This is a genomic window from Paraburkholderia sp. BR10936, from assembly GCF_040965735.1.
Lineage (GTDB): Bacteria > Pseudomonadota > Gammaproteobacteria > Burkholderiales > Burkholderiaceae > Paraburkholderia > Paraburkholderia nodosa_A.
Window position 1 is genome coordinate 221,016 of the sequence record NZ_JBFRCM010000016.1, and the last position, 21,630, is coordinate 242,645.

A 21,630-nucleotide genomic window follows, 5' to 3' on the forward strand; every position below is an offset into this window, starting at 1 on the left:
CGATGAGCCGAAGCGCCCGCTGGCAAACGATCCTGCGCCGCACCGCCTGGCAGGCGGTGCCCACGGTGCTGGGCATCGTGATCCTCAACTTCTTCCTGCTCAAGCTGATGCCGGGCGACGCCGCCGACGTGATCGCCGGCGAAGCCGGCTCCGCAACGACGGAAACGATGACGATGCTGCGCGCGAAGTTCGGGCTCGACCAGCCCTTGCTCGTGCAGCTCGGGACGTACCTGAAGCATCTCGCGCATTTCAGCCTTGGCTACTCGCCGCGTTACGACATGCCCGTGATGCAGCTGATTCTTTCGCGCTTGCCCAACACTTTGCTGCTGATGGGCGTGGCGCTGTCGCTCGCGCTCGTCGTCGGCGTGGCGCTCGGCGCCGTGATGGCGCACTGGGCCGGCAAGTGGCCCGACCGCGTACTGTCGGTGTTCGCGCTGCTGTTCTATTCGACGCCTGGATTCTGGATCGGCCTGCTCGCCATCATTCTGTTCGCGGTCCGGCTAGGGTGGCTGCCGAGCGGCGGCAACATCACGATCGGGGCGGACCTGCACGGCTTCGCCTACGTCGCCGATGTCGCGAGGCACGTGTTGCTGCCCGCGGCGACGCTCGCCACCTTCTTCGTCGCGATCTACGCGCGCATTACGCGTGCCGCGATGATCGAAGTGCAGCGCCAGGACTTCGTGCGCACGGCGCACGCGAAAGGTCTGCATCCGTGGCGCGTGACCTTGCGGCACGTGCTGCGTAACGCGCTGATGCCGCTCACCACGCTCGTCGGGCTGCATTTCGGCACGCTGCTTGGCGGCGCGGCGGTAACGGAGACGGTATTCAGCTGGCCGGGGCTGGGCCGCCTTGCACTCGACGCGGTGCTGGCGCGCGACTTCAGCGTGCTGCTGGGCGTGCTGCTGCTGTCGTCGCTGCTCGTCATCGTCGCGAACGTCGTGGTCGATCTGCTGCAAGCATGGCTCGATCCGCGCATAGGCTAACGGAGGAACCGCAATGAGTTTCGAATCGCCGGATCTGCCGGTTGACGCACGACGTGCGGCCGCGCGCCAGGGTTCGCCGTGGCGGCGACAGTTGGCGTTCGCGCTGCTTGGCCGCCGCGGCGCCGAGCGCGACAGCGCGCCCGCGCGCCGCGCCGGGCACGCTTTCTGGCGCGCGTTGCTGCGCAACCCTTCGGCCTGCGCTGGCCTTGTGCTGCTCGGGGCATTCGTCGTGCTCGCCGTGCTCGCGCCGCGGCTCTACCCGGGCGATCCGCTCGACATGGTGGGCGGCCCGTTCGAATGGCCGGGCAGCGACCCGCAATTCTGGCTGGGCACCGATTCGCTCGGGCGCGACGTCGCAGCCGGCATCGCGCATGGCGCGCGCGTTTCGCTGCTGATCGGCGCGGCCTCGGCAGGCATCGGACTCGTGATCGGCACGCTCGTGGGCGCCACCGGCGGCTATTTCGGAGGCCTGATCGACGACGCGCTGGTCCGTCTCACCGAGCTGTTCCAGACCGTGCCGTCCTTTCTGCTGGTGATCGTGCTCGTAGCGATCGGGCGGCCCAACGTGGTGGTGATCGCGCTCGCCATTGGCGTTGCCTCGTGGCCCACGGTCGCGCGGATCGTGCGCGCGGAATTCCGCACGCTGCGGCGCTCTGACTTCGTGCTTGCGGCGCGCAGCCAGGGATTCAGCAACACGCGCATCATCTTCGGCGAAATCCTGCCCAACGCGCTGCCGCCCGTGATCGTCACGGCTTCGGTGATGGTGGCAAGCGCGATCCTGATCGAATCGTCGCTGTCGTTCCTCGGCATGGGCGACCCCAATGTGATGAGCTGGGGGGCGATGATCGGCGCCGGTCGCGATTCGCTGCGCACGGCGTGGTATCTCACGGCGATTCCCGGCGCGGCCATCGTCCTCGCGGTGCTCGCCCTCAATCTGCTCGGCGACGGCCTGACCGAAGCCCTCAATCCGCGGCAGCGGCAACGACCGTAAAGGTGCCACGTGAGCCAACTGCTGGAAGTACGCGATTTGCGCGTGAGTTTTGGGGCGCACGATGCGGTGCGCGGCGTGAGCTTCGACATCGCGGCGGGAGAGATACTCGCGTTGGTGGGCGAGTCGGGCAGCGGCAAGTCCGCCACGGCGCTTTCGCTCATGCAGCTCGTTCCCGAGCCAGGACGCGTCACGGGTAGCGTGCGCTTCGAAGGACGCGAGCTGCTGGGCTTGCCGCGCGGGGCGGTGCGCGATCTGCGCGGCAAACAGATCTCGATGATCTTTCAGGAGCCGATGACCTCGCTGAACCCCGTGCTCAGCGTGGGCGCGCAGATCGTGGAGACGCTGCGTCAGCACGAGGCGCTGTCGCGCCGGGCCGCTCGCGCGCGTGCCGTCGAGCTGCTCGATCTCGTGCGCATTGCCGAGCCGCAGCGCCGCTTCGACGACTATCCGCACGAGCTATCGGGCGGCCAGCGGCAGCGCGTGATGATTGCGATGGCCGTGGCGTGCCGCCCGCGTCTGCTGATCGCCGACGAACCCACGACCGCACTCGACGTGACGATCCAGGCGCGCATCCTCGAACTGCTCGACGCGCTGCGCCGGGAACTGTCGATGTCGCTCCTGCTGATCACGCACGACCTGGGCGTCGTGGCCGATCATGCGGACCGCGTGGCGGTAATGCTGGCCGGGCGCAAGGTAGAAGAAGCGCCGACGGCGGATCTCTTCGCGCGCCCGCGCCACGCCTACACGCGAGGGCTCCTCGGCGCTTCGCTCAATCTCGCCGACGATCTGCACTACCGCTCGTGGACCTTGCCGGAAATCCGCCACTCGGCACCGGCCGGTCGCGTGGATCGCAACGACGAGGAGGCGGGCTTCGAGGTGGTGCCGCGCAAGGTGCCCGAGTGTACGGCATCGGGCCTTCAGACGACGGACGCCGCGCCGCTGCTCGCCGTGCGCGACCTGCGCGTGGCGTACCCGCAGCGCCATGGCGCGCCGGCACTTCGCGCCGTCGACGGTGTCTCGTTCGAGATTGGCCGGGGCGAGTCGGTCGGGCTCGTGGGCGAGTCGGGCTGCGGCAAGTCCACGCTTTCGCGTGCGATCATGCGCCTCGTGCCGGTTGCGGGCGGATCGATCGCGCTTGACGGCACGGAACTCGTCCCGCTCCGCGAGCGCGCGTTGCGGCCGTTACGGCGCAAGGTGCAGATGGTCTTTCAGGATCCCTATGCGTCGCTGAATCCGCGTCGCACCGTGGGCGACATTCTCGAAACCGTGCTGGCTGTGAATGGGGTTGGCGAAGCGGCGGCGCGCCGCGTGCGTGTGCGCTCGGTGCTCGAACGCGTGGGCCTTCCCGCGGCGGCGCTCGCGCGCTTTCCGCATGAATTCTCGGGCGGCCAGCGTCAGCGCATCGGTATTGCGCGCGCGCTCGTGCTCGAACCCGCATTGCTGATCTGCGACGAGCCGGTGTCGGCGCTGGATGTCTCGATCCAGGCGCAAATTCTCAATCTGCTCGTCGAACTCAAGCGCGAGCTGGGGCTTTCCATGCTCTTCATTTCGCACGATCTTTCGGTCGTGCGCTACATCGCCGACCGTGTGCACGTGATGCAACAGGGCAAGATCGTCGAGAGCGGCGACCATCAGGACATTTGGCGCGCACCGTGCCATCCGTATACGCGTGCGCTGCTCGCTGCGATTCCAGGGCGCGAGCTGGAGGCCGAAGCGGCCTGAAGCGCGGGGTAGTGGGGCAGCGATCAGCTGCGATTCCGGTTTGGGTGCTTCAATGTGTATTGCACCGCCTTTGCCGGTTGACCGAGGCGATTCACGATGCGCGCTCCGATCCACTACCGATGCTGGCCCCTATGACGAACCGTACCGAAATCAAGGCCCTCGTATTCGACGTCTTCGGCACCGTCGTGGACTGGCGACGCGGCGTCGCGAGGGAAGCCGCCGCTTTTCTGCAACGCCACGCGCCTCATCTCGACGCTTTCGAGTTCGCCGACGCCTGGCGCCGCGAGTATTCGCCTGCCATGGAGGAAATCCGCAGCGGCCGCCGGCCCTACGTGCGCCTCGACGTGCTGCATCGCGAGAATCTCATGAAGGTGCTGGCGCGCAGCGGTATTGCCGCAGCGACGGACGCCGAGATCGACGAACTCAACCTGGCCTGGCATCGCCTCGATCCATGGCCCGATTCGGTCGAGGCGCTGAATCGTCTGAAACGCCGCTTCATCATCGCTCCCTTGTCGAACGGCAACATCCGGCTCATGGTGGACATTGCGAGGCGCGCCGGCCTGCCATGGGATGCCATTCTCGGCGCCGAAGTGGTGCGCGCTTACAAGCCGTCGCCGCAGGTGTACACGGAAACGGCGGACATTCTGGGTCTCGCGCCCGCCGAAGTATGCCTCGTCGCGGCGCATAACGGCGACCTGGCCGCGGCGCGCCGGCTTGGCCTTTCGACCGCCTTCGTCGTGCGGCGGACCGAGCACGGTCCCGATCAGAAAACAGACCTGAAAGCGGAGCAGGCCTGGGATTTCGTGGTGAACGATTTAAACGAGCTTGCGAGTCAGCTCGATGCCTCGATAGATTGAGGTTTTAAAGGGTATCGTCAAAGCACACGGGCAGGCGGACACCGAGGCGTCTGCCTGCCCGTACTCAGATCGCCGCTGGCGCGGCGTTCACGTTGCGAGCGATCGTCGCGTTAGAAGCGATGGCGGATACCCACGGTCGCCACGGCTTGCGAGTTCGAATCCGAAGCGGAAACACCCATGATGTCCGCGTGAATCTTGCCCTCGCCATCCACGACACGCTGATACGCGGCTTCGGCGTACAGGTCGGTGCGCTTCGACAGCGCGTAGTCGCCTTGCAGCGTGAACTGATGGAACTTCGGATTCACACCGTCCAGGCTCGCGTTCGTGTACGTATAAGCGCCAGACACCGTGATTGCGGGCGTGAACGCATAGCGGCCATTGAGTTCAAAGTTGCTGAAGCGCGCGCTGTTGCCGGCGAACGACGTCGTCGCACCCGCGTTCGAAGAGTTGATGGCCGTGAGGTTGCTCAGCTGCGTTTGCGTGAACACGAAGCCCACGTTGGCTGCGCCGAAAGCGTAGTTCAGGCCGGCGCCATACGTGCGCTGACGCGATGCGGTGAAGGTGGCGTCGTCGCTGACCGCGCCGCTGCTATTGATCGTCGAACCCGAGTTGTTCAGCTGAAGATAGCCCGCACCCGCCTTGAGGCCGCCGAACGAGTATGTGGCGCCGACGCTGTATGCGCGGTTGTTCGCGAAGCCGCCCGCGGCGTTCGAGAAGCCGTACAGCGCATTGAACTTGAGGCCGCCGTAGTTCACGCTCTGGTACTTGAGCGAATTGCTCACGCGGAACGAGTTGTTGAGGTTGTCGTTGTCGTACGGGTGCGCGGCGAGCGTGCCGCCGTACTGCGTGCCGTTCAGCGACAGTCCGCCCAGGTTGTCGACCACGCTGTCGTACTGACGACCCAGCGTGACCGCGCCGGCCTGCTCGCTCGAAAGGCCGATAAACGCCTGGCGGCCGAACATGCGGCTGCCTTGCTTCGCCGCGCCCGTCGAAATGCTGAAGCCGTTCTCGAGCACGAAAATCGTCTTGAGGCCGCCGCCCAGATCTTCGCTACCGCGCAGGCCCCAACGGCTGCCGTTGAGCGCGCCGCTCGACTGTTGCACGTTCGAGCTGCCCGACTGGTTGCTCGTGTACAGGACGCCCGCGTCGATCAAACCGTAAAGCGTGACCGAGCTTTGTGCGTGTGCGACGCTCGCGAAAGAGGCTGCGGCGACTGCGAGGGCGGAAAGGGTGTACTTTTTCATCGTAACTCCATTGCTTTGTTATTCACTCGAAAGCGAGCGAGCGCGGAGCATAACGCGATATCCGGAATGATTTTCAGGAGTTGTGGCATGCATGCCACGATTATTGGCTAACATTGTCTTACCTGTTCCAGACTATTACATCGGCAGCCTGGAAGATCGAAATACCCGGTAAAACAAGGAACTTTATGCACGCCCATGCGCTGGTCCAAACGCGCTATTTATCGCATTTTTATCGTAATTTCTGGAAAGATTTTGCGATCCATATTCCTGATTATTACCGTGAATGAATAACGCGAAGAAATACGCGTTGTTCCACGTTTCAAATCGACCGCACCGTTCGTTATCGTGGTTCCCGGCGACATGGTGCGACGAAACTGCGCGGGAGCGGCTGAGGTAAAATACGGCCTTGAGTCCTCATCCATGCATTCGGGCGCGAGCGCCCCGCGTTCCCATGACTGACACCATCGTCGCGCTGCTCGCCCAGGCGAAGCAGCATTTCACCGCCGGCCGCATCGACGCCGCGGAGCACGACCTGCAATCGATCCTGCAAGCGCATCCTGATCACGCGGGCGCACTGGAAGCGATGTCATTTGTCTACGCAACGCGCGAGGATTACGCGGGCGCCGCCGAATTCGCCTGGCGCGCGGCACAACCGGCCGCAACGCCTCAGGAGCAGTTGCAGCAGGCCGCACGCATTTGCCAGCTCGCGCAGCGTCACACCCAGGCCGTCGCGCTCTACGAACGCCAGCTGGCGCTCGCGCCCGATCACGTCGAAGCGCTGCATGGCGCGGCCATGTCGCTCATCCAGCTGGAGGAGGCCGAGGCCGCACTCGCGTATCTCGGGCGTCTGGCGCGCCGGTATCCGCGTTCGGCGGAAGTGCACTACAACCGCGGCACGCTGCTCGGCGAGCTGGGCCGGTACGACGAGGAACTCGACGCGTATCGGCGGGCAATCGAACTCAAGCCGAATTTCGTCGCCGCCTACGTGAACCTGGGCGTCGCGTTGCGCGACCTGCATCGCTTCGACGACGCGCTGCGCCAGTTCAAGAAGGCCTTGTCGATCGACACGAACGACGCCGGTGCGCGCACCAATCGCGCACAGACCAATCTACTGCTCGGCGAATTCGAGCACGGCTGGCGCGAATACGAATGGCGCTGGCGCGACGGCACGATGACACACGATTTCCCCGACGTGACGCTGTGGAAGGGCCAGCCGCTCGCGGGCAAGACCGTGCTCGTGCACGCGGAACAGGGTCTCGGCGACACACTGCAGTTCGTGCGCTTCGTCGACCGCCTGCAGGCGAAGGGCGCGAACGTGATCGTGCGCGTGCAGGACGCGCTGCTGCCGTTGCTGCGGAACGTAGCGGGTGCCTCGAGCGTCATCGGCGACTCGTCGGAACTGCCTGCGTTCGACTACCACGTGCCGATGTTGAGCCTGCCGCACGCACTTGCGCTGCGCGAAGCGGATTTCGCGACTTCGGGCGCGTATGTCAATGCGGACGCCGACGCTGCCGCGCGCGCGTCGTGGTCCGATGTGACCGGCGCCGAGGAAGATGGCGACCGGCGGCTGCGTGTGGGGCTGGTCTGGTCGGGCAGCACGACGCATGTGAACGATCGCAATCGCTCGATGCCGCTTGCGGAACTCCTGCCGCTGTTCGACGCCGATGTGCGCTTCGTGTCGCTGCAAAAAGAGCTGCGCGAGCGCGACCGCGCGTGCATGGACGAACTCGTGCAGCGCGGCCGGCTGATCGACGCCGGCACGCGCCTGACGACGTTTTCGGCAACGGCTGCGCTCGTCGCGCAACTCGATCTCGTGGTCGCCGTCGATACGGCGGTCGCGCATCTGGCGGGCGCGCTCGGCAAGCCCGTGTGGATTGCGCTGCCGTTCACACCGGACTGGCGCTGGCAGCTGAATCGCGACGACAGCCCGTGGTACGCCAACGCGCGTCTGTTCCGCCAAACGCGCCGCGGCGAGTGGGCCGACGTGGTGAGCGCATTGCGCACGGCGCTCGATGCGCGGATCGCCGCGCGTTAGGCTGCCCAAGAATGACCGTACCTGGCAGACTGCCGCGCGCCACGGCCGGCCTGTTGGCGATTGCCCAACATCGCCCGGCCAGGTGATGGTCGCGCCCAGACTCGCATCGCTGCGATGCACGTGGGGAAGGGCGCCGCGCGGATCGCTCCCGGATGGCATGACATCTGCATAACGTGCTGCAGGCGGCTTGCCGCTTGACCGTTCCGGCATCCGTCGTGCTCAGGGAAACCCCGTCGGCGACGGTTCTACCAACGCTGAGCGCCCAAGGACACATGGGGCGCGCGAGCGCTGCGGATGCAATCGGGAGGCTGACGTGGACCCAACCTGGCTGGGTATGGCTGCCGGCACGATCGTGCTTGCGATCGCTGCGGCCGGCGTGACGGCGCACTACCTCCGTGAGCGCCGTCGCGCCGATTTCCTGCGCAATTTCGATCACCACGCATGGTGGCAGCGGACCCACGGTGCAGCCTGCGCTTCGGGTGGATTCGACACAGGCCGCTGGGCAGTGCAAACAAAAACGTGGCGGAAACAACGAACGGGGAATCAGGCCTCCATCAAGTAATGGAGGCCAGCGGGGGCGCGGGAAAAGTTGCGGGAGCGTATTGAACCTGCGCATCGGTTCAAGCTAGTTGCATCCTACGTGGCAATCGTTAGAGGAACCTCATCATGAAATCCCTTGCTAAAACCTTCGTTATCCTTACCGTTCTGTCTGCTCCGGCGGTCTCGTTTGCACAATCGAACAGCGCCGTGACGCCTGAGCAGGTCCGCGCCGAGCTTATCCAGCTCGAACAGGCGGGCTACCGCCCAGGTGACGGCGACAATACCAACTACCCAGCCGACATCCAGGCTGCCGAAGCACGCGTGGCCGCGCAGAACGGCGGAAGCGGTTACGGCGGGATGGCAGGCAGTACGTCGTCCTCTGGCGCGCCCGCCGCCGGTGACAGCATGAAGCCGGTTTACTTCGGTCAGTAAGCCAGGGCGTTGACGAGCCCCTACCTTCCCATCGACGAATCGAGGGGCTCTTTCCGGGCATCAGCCGAGAAATGAGGGCCGGACCTACAAGCCCATTGCATGAAACCTGAAAAATTGCCAGGATTTTACGTCGACCGGGCATGCGGTATGCTGTGCACCTTTGAAAACGTTGAGCCATCGCTCATTTGACTGACATGTGGTCCATGACGCCATCACTGCGCTATTTGAGCGTTTTCGCAATCTGTGCGTTGTTCACAGCGTGCGGTCAAATGGCGTCCCGGCAAGCCGCGTGCAGCGGCGAATCCTGTCATATGCGCCACGAGGCAGAATCCGGCGAGGCATCCTGGTATGCGGAGAAGTTCCAGGGCCATGAGACCGCGAACGGGGAACGCTTCAACACCGGCGCATTCACGGCTGCCCATCGAACCTTGCCGCTCGGCAGCTATGTGCGCGTCAGATCGGTGGCAACCGGGAAGTCGGTCGTGGTGCGCATCAACGATCGCGGCCCCTATGTGAGAGGCCGGATCATCGATCTCTCGTATGCCGCGGCGAAAGCGCTGGGGCTCACCGACGCACGGTCGATGCGGGTGCAGATCGAACGTATAGGGAACACGCCGAACGCACAGACGGCGTCGGACGACGACGGAATCCTGACGACAGGAAGATGACGTGAGGGGGCCGTCACATCCTCGCCTTCACCCCCCTTCTACATGGACAAGCCCGCTGCCTCACCCAGTGGTTTGAGCGGCGCTTGCGCTGCCCCGCCTGAAATGACCCGGCTTCAGCGCCACGACGGCCACGAGACTGAGCGCGATGCCGATCATCACATAGAGTACCGGCGCCAGCGGCGAACCCGTGAGTACGATGAGCCAGGTCACGAAAGTCTGCGCAAAGCCGCCAAAGATCAGGACGACGACGTTATTGACCACCGCGAGCGAGGTCGCGCGCGTGCGCTTGGGGAACATCTCGGCAAGCGTCGTGCAATAGACGCCGAGGAAGGTCGCACTCACCACGCCGATCACGATCTGCGCGACCAGCAGCCGGGAGACGGACGGCGCCGCCACGATCCACGCATAGAGCGGATAGATCGCCACCAGGTAGGCGCCCAGCGAGCCGACCAGCAGCGTCTTGCGGTCATAGCGGTCGGATAGCGCGCCCGCGATCGGCGTGACGATCAGCATGACGATGGCCGCGATCATTTGCACCATGAAGCTTTCCGAAACGGGCAGCTTGAGCACCTGTTTCGCATAGATGACGGTGTAGCCGAACGTGACGTAGAACGTGACGGTGCTCGCCACCACCATGCCCATCCCGATCAGATAGTCGGACAGTCCGCGCTTGACGGCGGCCGCTTCCGTCGCGCGGGTGTGCGGCGTTGCGTGGATGCGCGCGTAGGTTTCGTTTGCGTGGCGGCGCAGGTAGACGGTCAGCGGCGCGATGAGCAGGCCCACCGCGAACGGGATGCGCCACGCGCCCGCGAGTTGCTGCTCGGGCGTGAACACCTGTGTGACCACCATGCCGAGTGCGGCGCCCAGCATCGTCGACATGAGTTGTCCGCTCATCTGCCACGAGCCGTAGAAGCCGGTGCGATTTGGCGGCGCCAGTTCGATCAGGAACGCCGTCGACGTGCCGAATTCACCGCCGATCGAAAAACCTTGCAGCAGCCGGGCCACGAGCATCAGGACCGGCGCGGCGAGGCCGGCCGTTGCATACGTCGGCGCGAAGGTCATGATCGCGGCGGCCAGCGCCATGATGCCCATGCCGAGCGTCATGGCCGCCTTGCGGCCGTACGTGTCGCCGTAAAGACCGAGCAGCACGCCGCCCACGGGACGCATGAAAAAACCCGCGCCGAAGAGGGCCGTGGTCAGCAGGATGGCGTTCAGATCCGCGCCCGCTGCGCCGTGCGAGGCCGGAAAGAACAACTTGCTGATGATCGGCGTCATCGCGGCGAAGATGGTGAAGTCGAACCACTCCATCGCATTGGCCAGCACGGCGGCCACGATGACAGGCTTGATGCCAGGTTGAGTGCCCATCGGCTATCCCCGGGTTTTGGTTGAAGGGAGGTCCAGCGTCGGTCGGTCAGGGGCGGGTGTCGGCTCGGGAAACACAGGTTCGCCGAGATTGAGCATCAGCCGGTTCGCCCACGCGAAGATGGCAATCGAATGGATCAGGTCGAGAATATCGGCATCCGTAAGACCCACCTCACGCAATTCGCGCAGCTGGGCCGCCTCGATCTCGTCGGGGTGCTCGGTCAGCGCGGCCGAGAAGCGGGCAATCGCCTCTTCGCGCTTTGTCGTGCCCGCGCTGTGCGGATCGGCGAATACCTGCCGGATCACGTCGTTGCGCTTGGCGAGCTGCTCGAAACGCTGGGCGTGCACCGATGCGCAATACACGCAGCCGTTGAGCCGTGAAACCACGGTGGTCGAGAGTTCCCGTTCCGCGCGAGGCAAGCCGCCGGGCGCGTACATGATTGCGTTGAACGCGGCGGAGCGCTGCCGCAGGATTTCCGGCTGATGGACGAGAAACCGGTAGTAGTCCGATACTTTTGCCTTGGGGTGGCTTTCCTCGAGAACGGCAATTTGACCCGCGGTGGCCTGGTCGAGGTCGACGACGTCGAGCCACGCGTCCCATTCGAGTGATTCGTTCGTGAAGCCGTGCGATCGGATGATGTCGCTCATGATGCGCGCTCCAGCTGCTTGAGGGCTTGCAGACCCGCGACGAGGCGCGTCTGGTACGACAAAAAGGCAATCAGCTGGGCGAGCGCCACCACGGCCGGCGTCGTCAGGCCGGCGGCGGGCAGCGTCTGCAGCGCGGCCTTGTCGCCGGCAACCGGATTTTCGATCAGCGTGCGCGTGAACGCGAGGATCGCGCGCAGGCGCGGCGCAGCGAGATCCTCGGTCGCGCCCGTTTCCACGGCGGCGAGCGTCGCTGCATCGACATCGTGCGCGGCCAGTTCGGCGCGGTAGTGGGCAGCGAGCGCCGGTGAGGGCGCGAGGCGGCTCGCATAGAGCGCGACGAGTAGCCGCTCGATCAACGTGAGGCCTTCCAGCGTGGGGTCGAACAGCGCGTCGTAGCTGCCTTGCGTCGCTTCCACCACTTTGGCGCGCTGGTGCCGCAATGTGCGGGTGGCCGAGTCGGGCGCCAGGTCGGCAACGCGATCGACGATGTCGTCAGTGTCGTATGTCATGGTCAATTCCGGAGAACGGCAGATTCACGCGCTCATTTCGCTTCGCGCTCGGCGAGTGCCGGAGGCGATGGCGCGGGCGTCCATTCGTCGCCTTCGATTTCCGGCTCGGCGAAGGCCGCCATGTCGGCGTAGTGCAATTCGACATCCTCTCGATAGAACGTGGCGGCAAGCCCTTGTGCGAGCCGCTTCGCGCCGTCGCTGACCGCCGGAATATCGCCCGACAGCGCGCCGTGCGAGAGCATCGCGGGCGCGCAAAAGCAGTGAATGCGCTCGAGCCCGGGGCACGCGCCGGGCGTCTTTTCCTGGAATTCGAACACCGGTCCGAGGTCGGGCGAATCGGCAAGCTCGATGTCGTCGTCGCCGGCTGGCGCCGCGTAGCGGTCTTTCCACGCACGAACGTGGCGGGCAAACGGCGCGAACTCGGGGCGGCTCGTCAGATCGATGCGAAAGCCCGTTGCGAACACCAGGAAGTCCAGTGCGAAGTCGCCTTTCGGTGTGCTGACGTGCAGTTCGTCGTCGACCTGTTCGACACCGGTTATCGGCGCACCGAGGTTGAAGCGGACGTTGGCGTGGCGCGACACGCGCAGCATACTGCCGCGCGGCGGCGGCACCTGCTGCACGTTGATGTAGTGGCGGATGCGCCACTTCCAGTCGTCGGAGAGCGCGACATGGCCATGTGTGAGGCCCGGGTTGCCCGCGCCCTTGCCCTTGTTGATGCGCGGGATGTCCGCGCGACGGATCAGCAGATCGACCGAGGCCGCACCCGCTTCGAGCGCGGTGGCCGCACTGTCCATCGCCGAGGCCCCCGCGCCGATGACGCCGACGCGCTTGCCGCGCAGCGTGCCATAGTCCATGACGTCGGACGAATGGGCGTAGAAGCGGCGCGGCAGATCGCGCACGAAGGCCGGCACGGCAGGACCGCCCAGGCCGTCGCGGCCCGTCGCGAGGACGACGTGGCGCGCATGGATGGTCTCGCCGCCGGCAGCGCTCGTGAGGGACAGCGCGACGCTGCCGTTTGCGCACGGTGTGATGGCGATGACGCGGTGTTCGTTGCGCACGTCGATGTCGAGCACATCGCGGTACCAGCGCAGATAGTCCATCCATTGCAGACGCGGAATCTTGTCGAGCGCGTCCCACGCCTGCCCGCCGAACTGCGCTTCGAACCACGCGCGGAACGTGAGCGAGGGCAGGCCGAGCGCGGGGCCGGTCAGCTGCTTCGGAGAACGTAATGTTTCCATGCGCGCGGTGGTGGCCCATGGACCTTCGAAACCGCGCGGCGACTGATCGTAAATGACGGCGTCGATGCCGAGATGGTCGAGCGCGGCGGCCAGCGCAAGCCCCGCCATACCGCCGCCCACGATCGCCACGTTGATCAAGGAGCGGCCATCGAGAGTGCGTTCGGGTATCCAGCGCTTCGCGGGCAGTTCGAGCCACGCGAGATCCTCGCGCAGACGGGCTTCGAGCGCGGCGAGACCTGCGGACGATGGGGTGGTCGGATTCATTAAGGCAACGATTCCTTGGCGGCGGGCAGATCGCCATACAGCGACTGCAGGACTTGGGCGTGTTCGGCGCTCGCACGCAGCGCGAAATCGGGCAGCACAGCGCGAGCTGCGTCCGCGAGCGCGTCGATGAGCGTCACGGCCGAGGGGGGCAACGCGATGGCATCGCGCGAGATCACGCCGAAGAAATACGGAATGTCGGCGTCGATCGGGCGGATCGCGACACCGGCCAGCGGCATGCCGTAGGCGGTGACGGGTTCGAGCACCGAGATGCCGAGCCCGGCGCGAACCGCGGTCAGCGCGTTCATCGACGAATTCGTCTCTATCAGCCCCGCAGGGGAAACGTCTGCTTGTGCGAACGCATGATCGAGCCGGCGGCGCAGGCGATACGGGTTCTGCATCGTGACGATGCGCCGGCCCTCGCAGGCCGACAGCGGCAGCCGCTCGGAGCGGGCTAGCGGATCATCGTCGCGCAGCGCCGCAACGCACGCGGATTGCCCGATCCAGTGCACGACCACGCCGCGATGCTCGAGCGGCAGGCTCGCCACGCCGATGTCGGCCGCGCCGGTGAGGACATCGTGCACGACCTGTTCGGGGGGCAGGCTGCGCAACTGGATCGTCTGCGCGGTGTCAGCGAGATCGGTGCGCGCGAGCGCAACTGGGACGAGGCCGGCGGCGAGGGCAGAGGTCGCGGCGATGCGCAGCGGCCGGCTTTCGCCGCGGCCGATTTCGCCGGCGCGCTTGCGGATCTGTTGCACGCCCGTCAGCACGTGCTCGACGTCCTCATAGAGCAGGATGCCTTGCTCGGTCGGCGTGACGCGTGGGCCATTGCGCGTGAACAGCGCATAGCCGACCTCGGTTTCGAGCTCCTGGATCAGCCGCGTGATCGCTGGCTGCGAGCGCCCCAGCAGGCGGCCGGCGGCGGTGACGCTGCCGGTCGTGATCACTGCGGCGAAGGCTTCGAGCTGGCGTAGTTCCATCTTCCGGTTGATGTGGGGGTGCACGAGAATGCGTAAATCACATTCTGATGCTGTAAGAATACGTTTTTCAAATAATTGATCTTTATATCGTTATTCCGGAAGAGGGGTTTCCCCTAACGACATTGTTCCTGTCGTGGCGTGGGCGGCAAGACTCGGCACCGGTTCTCAACGTGTGCCCGGATGAAGAAGCGGTGGTATCGGCACGATGGTCTTCGCTGAACGCGCGTCCTGCAGTCTTTGAGACGAAGACGGGGTGATCAAGGCTGCATCGATCATGCGCCTGTCACGTTTTGGCAGAACCTTCGGGAGACCGCCATGAAGATCGTGTTGCTGGTGGCTTGCTCAATGATCAGTTCAAGCGCATTTGCGGAATGCGCGACCAACAACCGTGGACAAACTGCAACGTGGGCATACCGCGTGGCGGTTGCCCCGGCAACCGTGCGTCCTTGCCGTGTACAGCAAAACGCGGCTCGGCGGGATATCGGACCAAAGTCTCATTGTTTTTGCCCTGGACGGCTACCACACTTGACGACTACGAGCGCCGTGACAGGACGGCGCCGATACTAACGCGCCGGGCAGCGCTGGTGGCGCTTCGAGCGCCGTATGCGCGGCACCTCAGCCAGCGACCCAAAGATCATTCCGATCTTCGCGCGAATCATCGGGGCACGTTGTATCGAAGAAGTCATAACCGGCGTGGGCAATCGTCCGGGAGCGGCAAGTCGGCTGGCCCCGTCATGCTTGAGCCGGCGCCGTGTCCAGCGCAGTGTGCAGATCCTTGCTGATCCAATTCGCGAACAGTGAGAGCGGGCAACGCAGAGGTGACCATGGCGCGCGCGTACCGGGGCGATGCGCAGGTCCGGCGCGTTGCGGGAGGCCATTCATGAGCGGACCGTTCTTTCCGGAGCATCGACCGTTACCCCGGGTTGCGGCACGCCGGGACCGCCTGCCGCTAATCTTCGTCGTCATTGCGCTGACGCTCTTCGCCGGCTGCAAGAAGGCATCGGGGCCGCCGGCGCTCGGCGCACCGGAAGTCACGGTGATGACGGTCACGGCTCAGGACACCCCGGTTCAGCTCGAGTTCACCGCACAGACGCAGAGTTCGCGTGAAGTCGAAATTCGTGCGCGCGTGGACGGCTTTCTCGACCGGCGGACCTATTCCGAAGGCGACAAGGTGAAGGCCGGCCAGACGATGTTCCTGATGGATCCGAAGCCATTTCAGGCCGCGCTCCAGACGGCGCGGGGCGAGCTTGCGCAGCAGCAGGCGCGGCTCACGGTAGCGCAGCAGAATCTTGCCCGCGTCAAGCCGCTCGCCGCGCAACAGGCATTGAGCCAGAAGGACCTCGACGACGCGATCGGCAACGAGAAGCAGGCCCAGGCCGCGGTGATTTCCGCCCAAGGGCAGGTCGAGACAGCGGAACTCAATCTCGGCTACACGACGATCAAGTCGCCGCTGGATGGACTCGCGAGCTATGCAAGACAGCAGGACGGCAGCTATCTGATCGCCAATTCATCCGGTCTCCTTACGTTTGTCTATCAGCTCGATCCGATCTGGGTGAACTTCAGCATTTCCGAAAACGAAATGCTCCACTTTCAGGACGAGATTTCGGCAGGCAAGCTGATCTTCCCGCCGAATAGCGAATTCGTCGTGGTCGTGCTACTTGCGGACGGCACGGAATTTCCGCAGCACGGCGCCATCAGTTTTGCGAATCCGGCGTTCAGCACCGACACGGGCACGTTCCTCGTGCGGGCCTCCCTTGCGAACCCTAAGGGCACGTTGCGGCCGGGCCAGTTCGTGCGCGCGCGCGTGACGGGCGCCACGCGGCCGAATGCCGTCCTCGTGCCGCAACGGGCCGTGCTGCAGGGCGCGAAGAGCCACTTCGTCTGGGTCGTGGACAATGAGTCGAAGGCGAAGCAGCGCGTAGTGGAAGTCGGCGACTGGAGCGGCGACAACTGGTTCATCAACGATGGCCTGAAGGCCGGCGAGCGCATCGTGGTAGACGGCGCGATCCGCGTCGTGCCCGACGTGCCGCTCAAGATTGCCGGAACGCTTCCTTCGACGCAGACCGGCGGCAAGGCAGTCGTCGAGAAGGGCGGGGCGTCAGCGCCGCAGGCGAGTGCGGGCACGCGCGCGACGGCGCCTGCCGCAAGCAGCGGCGCGTCGCAGTAAGGGGCGACTCGATGAACATCTCGCACTTCTGCATCGATCGCCCCATCTTCGCGTCCGTCATCTCGATCGTGATCACGCTCGGCGGCGCATTGACGATGCTCGCGCTTCCCATCGCCCAGTATCCGGACGTCACGCCGCCGCAGGTCACGGTCTCCGCGACCTACCCGGGGGCCAGCGCGGACGTCGTGGCGAACAACGTGGCGGCGCCGATCGAACAACAGGTCAACGGCGCGGACAACATGATCTACATGTATTCGTCCGGTTCGTCCACGGGCAACTACACGCTCAACGTGTTCTTCGGGATCGGCACCAATCCGGAACTCGCCCAGGTCGACGTGCAGAACCGCGTGAACCTCGCGCTGCCGCAACTGCCGCAGCAGGTGCAGTCGCAGGGCGTCCAGGTCCAGAAGAAGTCGAACGCTTTCATGATGGTGATCGCGATCTACTCTCCGGACGACCGCTTCGACCCGACCTATATCGCGAACTACGCAAACGTCTACGTGCTCGATACGCTCAAGCGGATTCCAGGCGCGAACCAGTCGTCGATCTTTGGCACTCCGGATTATGCGATGCGGATCTGGTTGAAGCCCGATCGCATGGCGCAGCTCGGCATTACCGCCGGCGACGTGCAAAACGCCGTGCGCGCGCAGAACCAGCAATTCGCGGTCGGCACCGTCGGCCAGGCGCCAACCGGCAACCCGGTCGAGCAGTCGTTCGCAGTGACGACAACCGGGCGGCTCGCGACGGCCGCCGAATTCGACAACATCATCATCCGCGCAGCGAGCAACGGCGCGGCGATCGTCCGCCTGAAAGACATTGGCCGGGCCGAACTGGGTCAAAAGAGCTATTCGAATCGCACCACCTTCCAGGGCAAGCCCGCGACGATCATCGCGGTCTACCAGCAGCCGGGTGCGAACGCGCTCGACGTTTCGAAGCAGGTACACGAGACACTTGCGCAACTCAAAACGTCGTTTCCTGAAGGGCTCGACTATCAGATCGCGTTGGACACGACGGATTTCACGCGTGCGTCGATCGCAGACGTGATCCATACGTTCTTCGAAGCGCTCGTGCTGGTGGTGATCGTCGTGTACGTGTTTCTGCAGAGCCTGCGCGCGACGCTCATTCCGGTGCTGGCCGTCCCGGTGTCGATCGTCGGCACGGCGATGGGGATGGCGGCGCTGGGCTTTTCGATCAACATGCTGACGTTGTTCGGCATGGTGCTCGCCATCGGCATCGTCGTGGACGACGCGATCGTCGTGATCGAGAACGTCGAGCGCAACATGACGGTATTCAAGCTCAGTCCGAAAGACGCGGCCAAGCGGGCGATGGACGAGGTGTCGGGCCCGGTCATCGCGATCGTGCTCGTCATGTGCGCCGTGTTCGTGCCGGTTGCGTTCCTGGGCGGGATCACCGGACAGTTGTACAAGCAGTTCGCAATCACGATCGCGATCTCGGTGGTGTTCTCGGGCATCGTGGCGCTCACGCTGTCTCCGGCACTGGCCGCCATTCTGCTCAAGCCCACGCACCATGAGAAAAAGGGCTTCTTCCGGTGGTTCGACAACCAGTTCGCGCGGATGACCGCCGGCTACGGGCGCGCCGTGCAGTTCATCATCCGGCGTTACGTGTTGGGCCTGCTCGTTTTCGGCGCCGTGATCGCGCTTGCGGTCCTCATGGGCAAGTCGATCCCCGGCGCTTTCCTGCCACCCGAGGACCAGGGTTATCTGCTTGGCGCGATCATCATGCCGGACGCCGCGAGCCTCGATCGCACCGCGGCCGTGGGCGACAAGGTCACCGACCATTTCATGAAGCAGGCCGCGGTCAGCAGCATCACGATCGTGAACGGCTTCAGCTTGCTCGACAGCCAGAACAAGAACAACGCGGGCACGTTCTTCGTCGGCCTGAAAGAGTTCGACGAACGGTACAAGTTCTCGAACATCCGGGAGCAAAACGCGCGTGCCGTGCTGATCAAGGCTTACGAAACGCTCTCGAAGATTCAGGAGGGCATCGTCGTACCGGTGAATCCACCGTCCATTCCCGGTCTCGGTACCACGGGCGGCAGCGAAATGTGGATCGAAAGCCACGGAGACGGCTCCATTCAGCAGCTCGCTGGCGTTGTGCAGGACTTCATGACGAAGGCGAAGGCGCGCCCCGAACTGACCGGTGTGACCACGACGTTTAACGCAAGCTCGCAGCAGTTGCTCGTGAACGTCGACCGCGACCAGGCGGAGACGCTGGGCGTGCCGGTCGAAGAGGTGTACAGCGCGATGCAGACGATGTTCGGCTCGCTCTACGTCTCGCAGTTCAACAAGGACGCGCGGCTCTGGCAGGTGATCGTTCAGGCCGATCCGCGCTACCGGCTCACGCCCGCCGACCTCGACCAGATTTACGTGCGCAGCCGCTCGAACAACATGGTGCCGATCAAGGCGGTGATGACTTACAAGTATGTCACGGGACCCGATCTGATCACGCGCTTCAACAACTTCCCGGCGGTGAAAATTACCGCGAATGCGGCGCCGGGCTACAGTTCGGGCCAGGTGATCGACACCCTGAAGGAACTCGCCGCGCAGATGCCGCCGGGCTACGCCGTCGGGTGGAGCGGCGAGGCGTTCGAAGAGATCAAGTCGGGTTCGACCGGGGGGCTCGTGTTCGTGTTCGGGATCGTCATGGTGTTCCTGATCCTCGCCGCGCAATACGAGAAGTGGTCGCTGCCACTCGGCGTACTCATGGCGGTGCCGTTCGCGCTGTTCGGCGCGCTGCTCGCGATCCTGCTGCGCGGCCTGAACAACGACGTGTACTTCCAGATCGGGCTGACGATGCTGATCGCGCTCGCCGCGAAGAACGCGATCCTGATCTTCGAGTTCGCCGTCCTGAACCGGGAGACGGGCAAGACGCCGTACGACGCCGCGCTCGTCGCCGCGGAAGAGCGCCTGCGGCCGATCGTGATGACGTCGCTTGCGTTCATCCTCGGCTGCGTGCCGCTCGCCATAGCACTCGGCGCCTCGCAAAACAGCCGCCATTCGATCGGCACCGGCGTGATCGGCGGGATGCTGGGTGCGACCGCCATCGCCGTGTTCTTCATTCCGATGTTCTACTGGGGGATCGAGTCGCTTGGTTCGCGCAAGGGCGGCGGCAAGGAAACGCCCAAGCCGGATAACGAAGCGCCACCACCGGCCTCGGGCGGCCCTGGCTCGCCGACCGTCACGCCGTCCGCGCGGCATGAGGGCGACTGACATGCGTGCCGCAGCCTTCACGCGCGTCGCCGCGCCAGTCCTGCTCATCGGCTTGCTGAACGGCTGTCTGCTCGGCCCCAACTACGAGCGGCCGAAAGTGGAGGTGCCGGCAACGTACCGGTTTGCTTACCCGGACGTGGCCGACGTCGCCAACACCATGTGGTGGGCGCAGTTCGACGACCCGGTGCTGAACGACCTGGTGAAGACCGCGCTGGAAAACAACCTCAACGTGAAACAGGCGGCTGCGCGTGTCGACGAGTTCATGGGACAGTTCGTGAGCACGCGCTCGGCACTGTTCCCGCAGGCGAGTGCCAGTTTCAGCGCGACGCGCGAGCGCGCATCGCAGAACGGGCCGACGCCGATACCGGCCGGCGTCTCGCCGGTCTTCAACGAGTTCCAGCCGAATCTGTCCGCCTTCTGGACCATCGATCTGTTTGGCCAGGTGCGGCGCGAAACCGAAGCGGCACGTGCCAACGTAAACGCGGCCGAGCAGAGCCGCCGCGCGACGATCCTGACGCTCGTCGCATCGGTTGCATCGTCCTATATCACGCTGCGCAGCCTCGACGCGCAGCTCGAAATCGCGAAGAGCACAACGGAGAGTCGCGCCGATTCCGTGCATGTGTTCACGCTGCGCCAGCAGTTCGGGCAGACCTCGGATATGGAACTTGCCCAGAGCCAGTCCGACTATGCGGCGACGAAGGCGACCATCCCGCAATTCGAGCAGCAGATCGCCCAGCAGGAAGACGCGATTGCGGTGCTGCTCGGCAGCAATCCCGAGCCGATCCTGCGCGGTCGCGCACTGGTGGATCTCTCGACGCCGGCCGTGCCTGCGGGCATGCCGTCGGACCTGCTCGAACGCCGCCCGGACCTGCTGCAGGCCGAGCAGAATCTGGTTGCGCAAAATGCGCTGATCGGTGCGGCGCGCGCGCTGTATTTCCCGCAGATCTCGCTCACGGGGCTCTTCGGATCAGTGAGTACGCAGTTCTCCAGTCTTTTCACCGGACCTGCTCGGGTATGGGCGTTCGCCGGCTCGGCAACGATGCCGCTCTTTACGGGCGGCAACATCTACGGTCAGAACAAGCAGGCCGACGCGCGTCAACAGGAGGCGCTGTTCGCCTACGAAAATGCGATAAGGGTCGCGTTCCAGCAGGTTGACGACGCGCTGATCTCGACGCAGAAGTCGCGTGAGCAGCTTGAGATTCAGAACGATCAGGTCGCCTCGCTGCGCAAGTATCTGCGGCTCGCGCGGCTACGCTACGAGGGCGGTTATACGAGCTACCTGGAGGTGCTCGATGCCGAGCGCAATCTGTTCAACGCGGAACTGCAGCAGACGCAGACCCGGGCCGCGACGCTGACGAACCTCGTCAATCTCTACATGGCAATGGGCGGCGGGTGGGTCGTGCAGGCGGAGCAGATGAGCGTGCCGCAACCGGCAAGCGGACCGCCTCCTGCACAGCCCGCTACGGGGGAACCCGTTGCGCAGGTACCGCAATGATCCTCGGAGGGCTTGATGCGAGCGCCGGTCCATCGCTAACCTGAGGGAGGCGGATCGCGAGGAGATTGGTGCTGGAGACATGGTTATCTTTTATTTAACATAATGCAAATTATCGCAGTTTTATGTGTGGGGGCTACGTCTTAATGTCGTGTTCTGGCTATTTACAGATGTCGTGTTTTTGAGCGCTGGCAAGCTGGCAGACTGCTGCAACCGCTGCGGGGCCTGCCATGAAGCCGGACACGACGCTGGTGAGTTTGAGCATGCGCGA

Annotated in this window: 16 protein-coding genes and 1 pseudogene; 11 read left to right on the top strand and 6 right to left on the bottom strand. The window is 64.7% G+C overall.

Annotated features, from left to right (window positions below):
• Positions 1 to 2 precede the first annotated feature (2 nt).
• From AB4Y36_RS29575 to AB4Y36_RS29590, 4 genes are all read left to right on the top strand, one after another.
• Positions 3 to 983 (top strand): ABC transporter permease, encoded by a 981-nt coding sequence (locus AB4Y36_RS29575; protein WP_069268021.1) that lies wholly within the window; start codon positions 3 to 5, stop codon positions 981 to 983.
• A 13-nt stretch (positions 984 to 996) separates the two neighbouring features.
• Entirely contained in the window at positions 997 to 1,974 is a 978-nt protein-coding gene (locus AB4Y36_RS29580; RefSeq protein WP_342946158.1) for an ABC transporter permease, read from the top strand.
• Between the two features lie 9 nt (positions 1,975 to 1,983).
• A complete protein-coding gene (locus AB4Y36_RS29585) occupies positions 1,984 to 3,696 on the top strand; it encodes an ABC transporter ATP-binding protein (RefSeq protein ID WP_368684866.1) in 1,713 nt (570 codons plus the stop codon).
• 131 nt (positions 3,697 to 3,827) lie between these two features.
• Positions 3,828 to 4,553 carry a haloacid dehalogenase type II gene (locus AB4Y36_RS29590; protein WP_368684867.1) on the top strand — a complete coding sequence of 242 codons (726 nt, stop codon included), beginning with the start codon at positions 3,828 to 3,830 and terminating at the stop codon, positions 4,551 to 4,553.
• A gap of 110 nt (positions 4,554 to 4,663) precedes the next feature.
• Here the strand turns inward: AB4Y36_RS29590 and AB4Y36_RS29595 are convergent, their stop codons facing one another.
• A complete protein-coding gene (locus AB4Y36_RS29595) occupies positions 4,664 to 5,797 on the bottom strand; it encodes a porin (RefSeq protein ID WP_368684868.1) in 1,134 nt (377 codons plus the stop codon).
• 451 nt (positions 5,798 to 6,248) lie between these two features.
• On the opposite strand from AB4Y36_RS29595, the gene AB4Y36_RS29600 reads away from it, so the two are divergent.
• The 4 genes and pseudogenes from AB4Y36_RS29600 to AB4Y36_RS29615 form a co-directional block, all read left to right on the top strand.
• The gene (locus AB4Y36_RS29600) at positions 6,249 to 7,832 is read left to right on the top strand and encodes a tetratricopeptide repeat protein (RefSeq protein WP_368684869.1); all 1,584 of its coding nucleotides are present in this window, start codon (positions 6,249 to 6,251) and stop codon (positions 7,830 to 7,832) included.
• Positions 7,833 to 8,145: 313 nt separating this feature from the next.
• The gene (locus AB4Y36_RS29605) at positions 8,146 to 8,394 is read left to right on the top strand and encodes a hypothetical protein (RefSeq protein WP_141710858.1); all 249 of its coding nucleotides are present in this window, start codon (positions 8,146 to 8,148) and stop codon (positions 8,392 to 8,394) included.
• A gap of 104 nt (positions 8,395 to 8,498) precedes the next feature.
• Entirely contained in the window at positions 8,499 to 8,804 is a 306-nt protein-coding gene (locus AB4Y36_RS29610; RefSeq protein ID WP_368684870.1) for a DUF4148 domain-containing protein, read from the top strand.
• A 326-nt stretch (positions 8,805 to 9,130) separates the two neighbouring features.
• Positions 9,131 to 9,472: pseudogene (locus AB4Y36_RS29615) on the top strand (septal ring lytic transglycosylase RlpA family protein); the annotation flags it as partial.
• 60 nt (positions 9,473 to 9,532) lie between these two features.
• On the opposite strand, the gene AB4Y36_RS29620 reads toward AB4Y36_RS29615, so the two are convergent.
• From AB4Y36_RS29620 to AB4Y36_RS29640, 5 genes are read right to left on the bottom strand one after another with little or no spacing between them, the layout of a single operon-like run.
• Positions 9,533 to 10,837, bottom strand: coding sequence for an MFS transporter (locus AB4Y36_RS29620; protein ID WP_368684871.1), 1,305 nt, complete (start codon positions 10,835 to 10,837; stop codon positions 9,533 to 9,535).
• Positions 10,838 to 10,840: 3 nt separating this feature from the next.
• The gene (locus tag AB4Y36_RS29625) at positions 10,841 to 11,482 is read right to left on the bottom strand and encodes a peroxidase-related enzyme (protein WP_368684872.1); all 642 of its coding nucleotides are present in this window, start codon (positions 11,480 to 11,482) and stop codon (positions 10,841 to 10,843) included.
• Positions 11,479 to 11,991: a CMD domain-containing protein gene (locus tag AB4Y36_RS29630; protein ID WP_368605795.1), complete on the bottom strand. Its 513-nt coding sequence runs from the start codon at positions 11,989 to 11,991 to the stop codon at positions 11,479 to 11,481. Before AB4Y36_RS29630 ends, AB4Y36_RS29625 begins: the two co-directional genes overlap by 4 nt.
• A gap of 32 nt (positions 11,992 to 12,023) precedes the next feature.
• Positions 12,024 to 13,493: an NAD(P)-binding domain-containing protein gene (locus AB4Y36_RS29635; protein WP_368684873.1), complete on the bottom strand. Its 1,470-nt coding sequence runs from the start codon at positions 13,491 to 13,493 to the stop codon at positions 12,024 to 12,026.
• Positions 13,493 to 14,470 (bottom strand): LysR family transcriptional regulator, encoded by a 978-nt coding sequence (locus tag AB4Y36_RS29640; RefSeq protein WP_069268033.1) that lies wholly within the window; start codon positions 14,468 to 14,470, stop codon positions 13,493 to 13,495. The genes AB4Y36_RS29635 and AB4Y36_RS29640 overlap by 1 nt, the downstream gene beginning before the upstream one ends.
• An 880-nt stretch (positions 14,471 to 15,350) precedes the next feature.
• On the opposite strand from AB4Y36_RS29640, the gene AB4Y36_RS29645 reads away from it, so the two are divergent.
• Genes AB4Y36_RS29645 through AB4Y36_RS29655 form a run of 3 tightly spaced genes read left to right on the top strand, consistent with a single transcriptional unit; the run spans position 15,351 to position 21,362 of the window.
• Positions 15,351 to 16,637, top strand: a complete 1,287-nt coding sequence (locus AB4Y36_RS29645) for an efflux RND transporter periplasmic adaptor subunit (protein ID WP_083245551.1) — start codon at positions 15,351 to 15,353, stop codon at positions 16,635 to 16,637.
• An 11-nt stretch (positions 16,638 to 16,648) separates the two neighbouring features.
• A complete protein-coding gene (locus AB4Y36_RS29650) occupies positions 16,649 to 19,867 on the top strand; it encodes an efflux RND transporter permease subunit (RefSeq protein WP_368684874.1) in 3,219 nt (1,072 codons plus the stop codon).
• Position 19,868: 1 nt separating this feature from the next.
• Positions 19,869 to 21,362 (top strand): efflux transporter outer membrane subunit, encoded by a 1,494-nt coding sequence (locus AB4Y36_RS29655; protein WP_368684875.1) that lies wholly within the window; start codon positions 19,869 to 19,871, stop codon positions 21,360 to 21,362.
• Positions 21,363 to 21,630 lie beyond the last annotated feature (268 nt).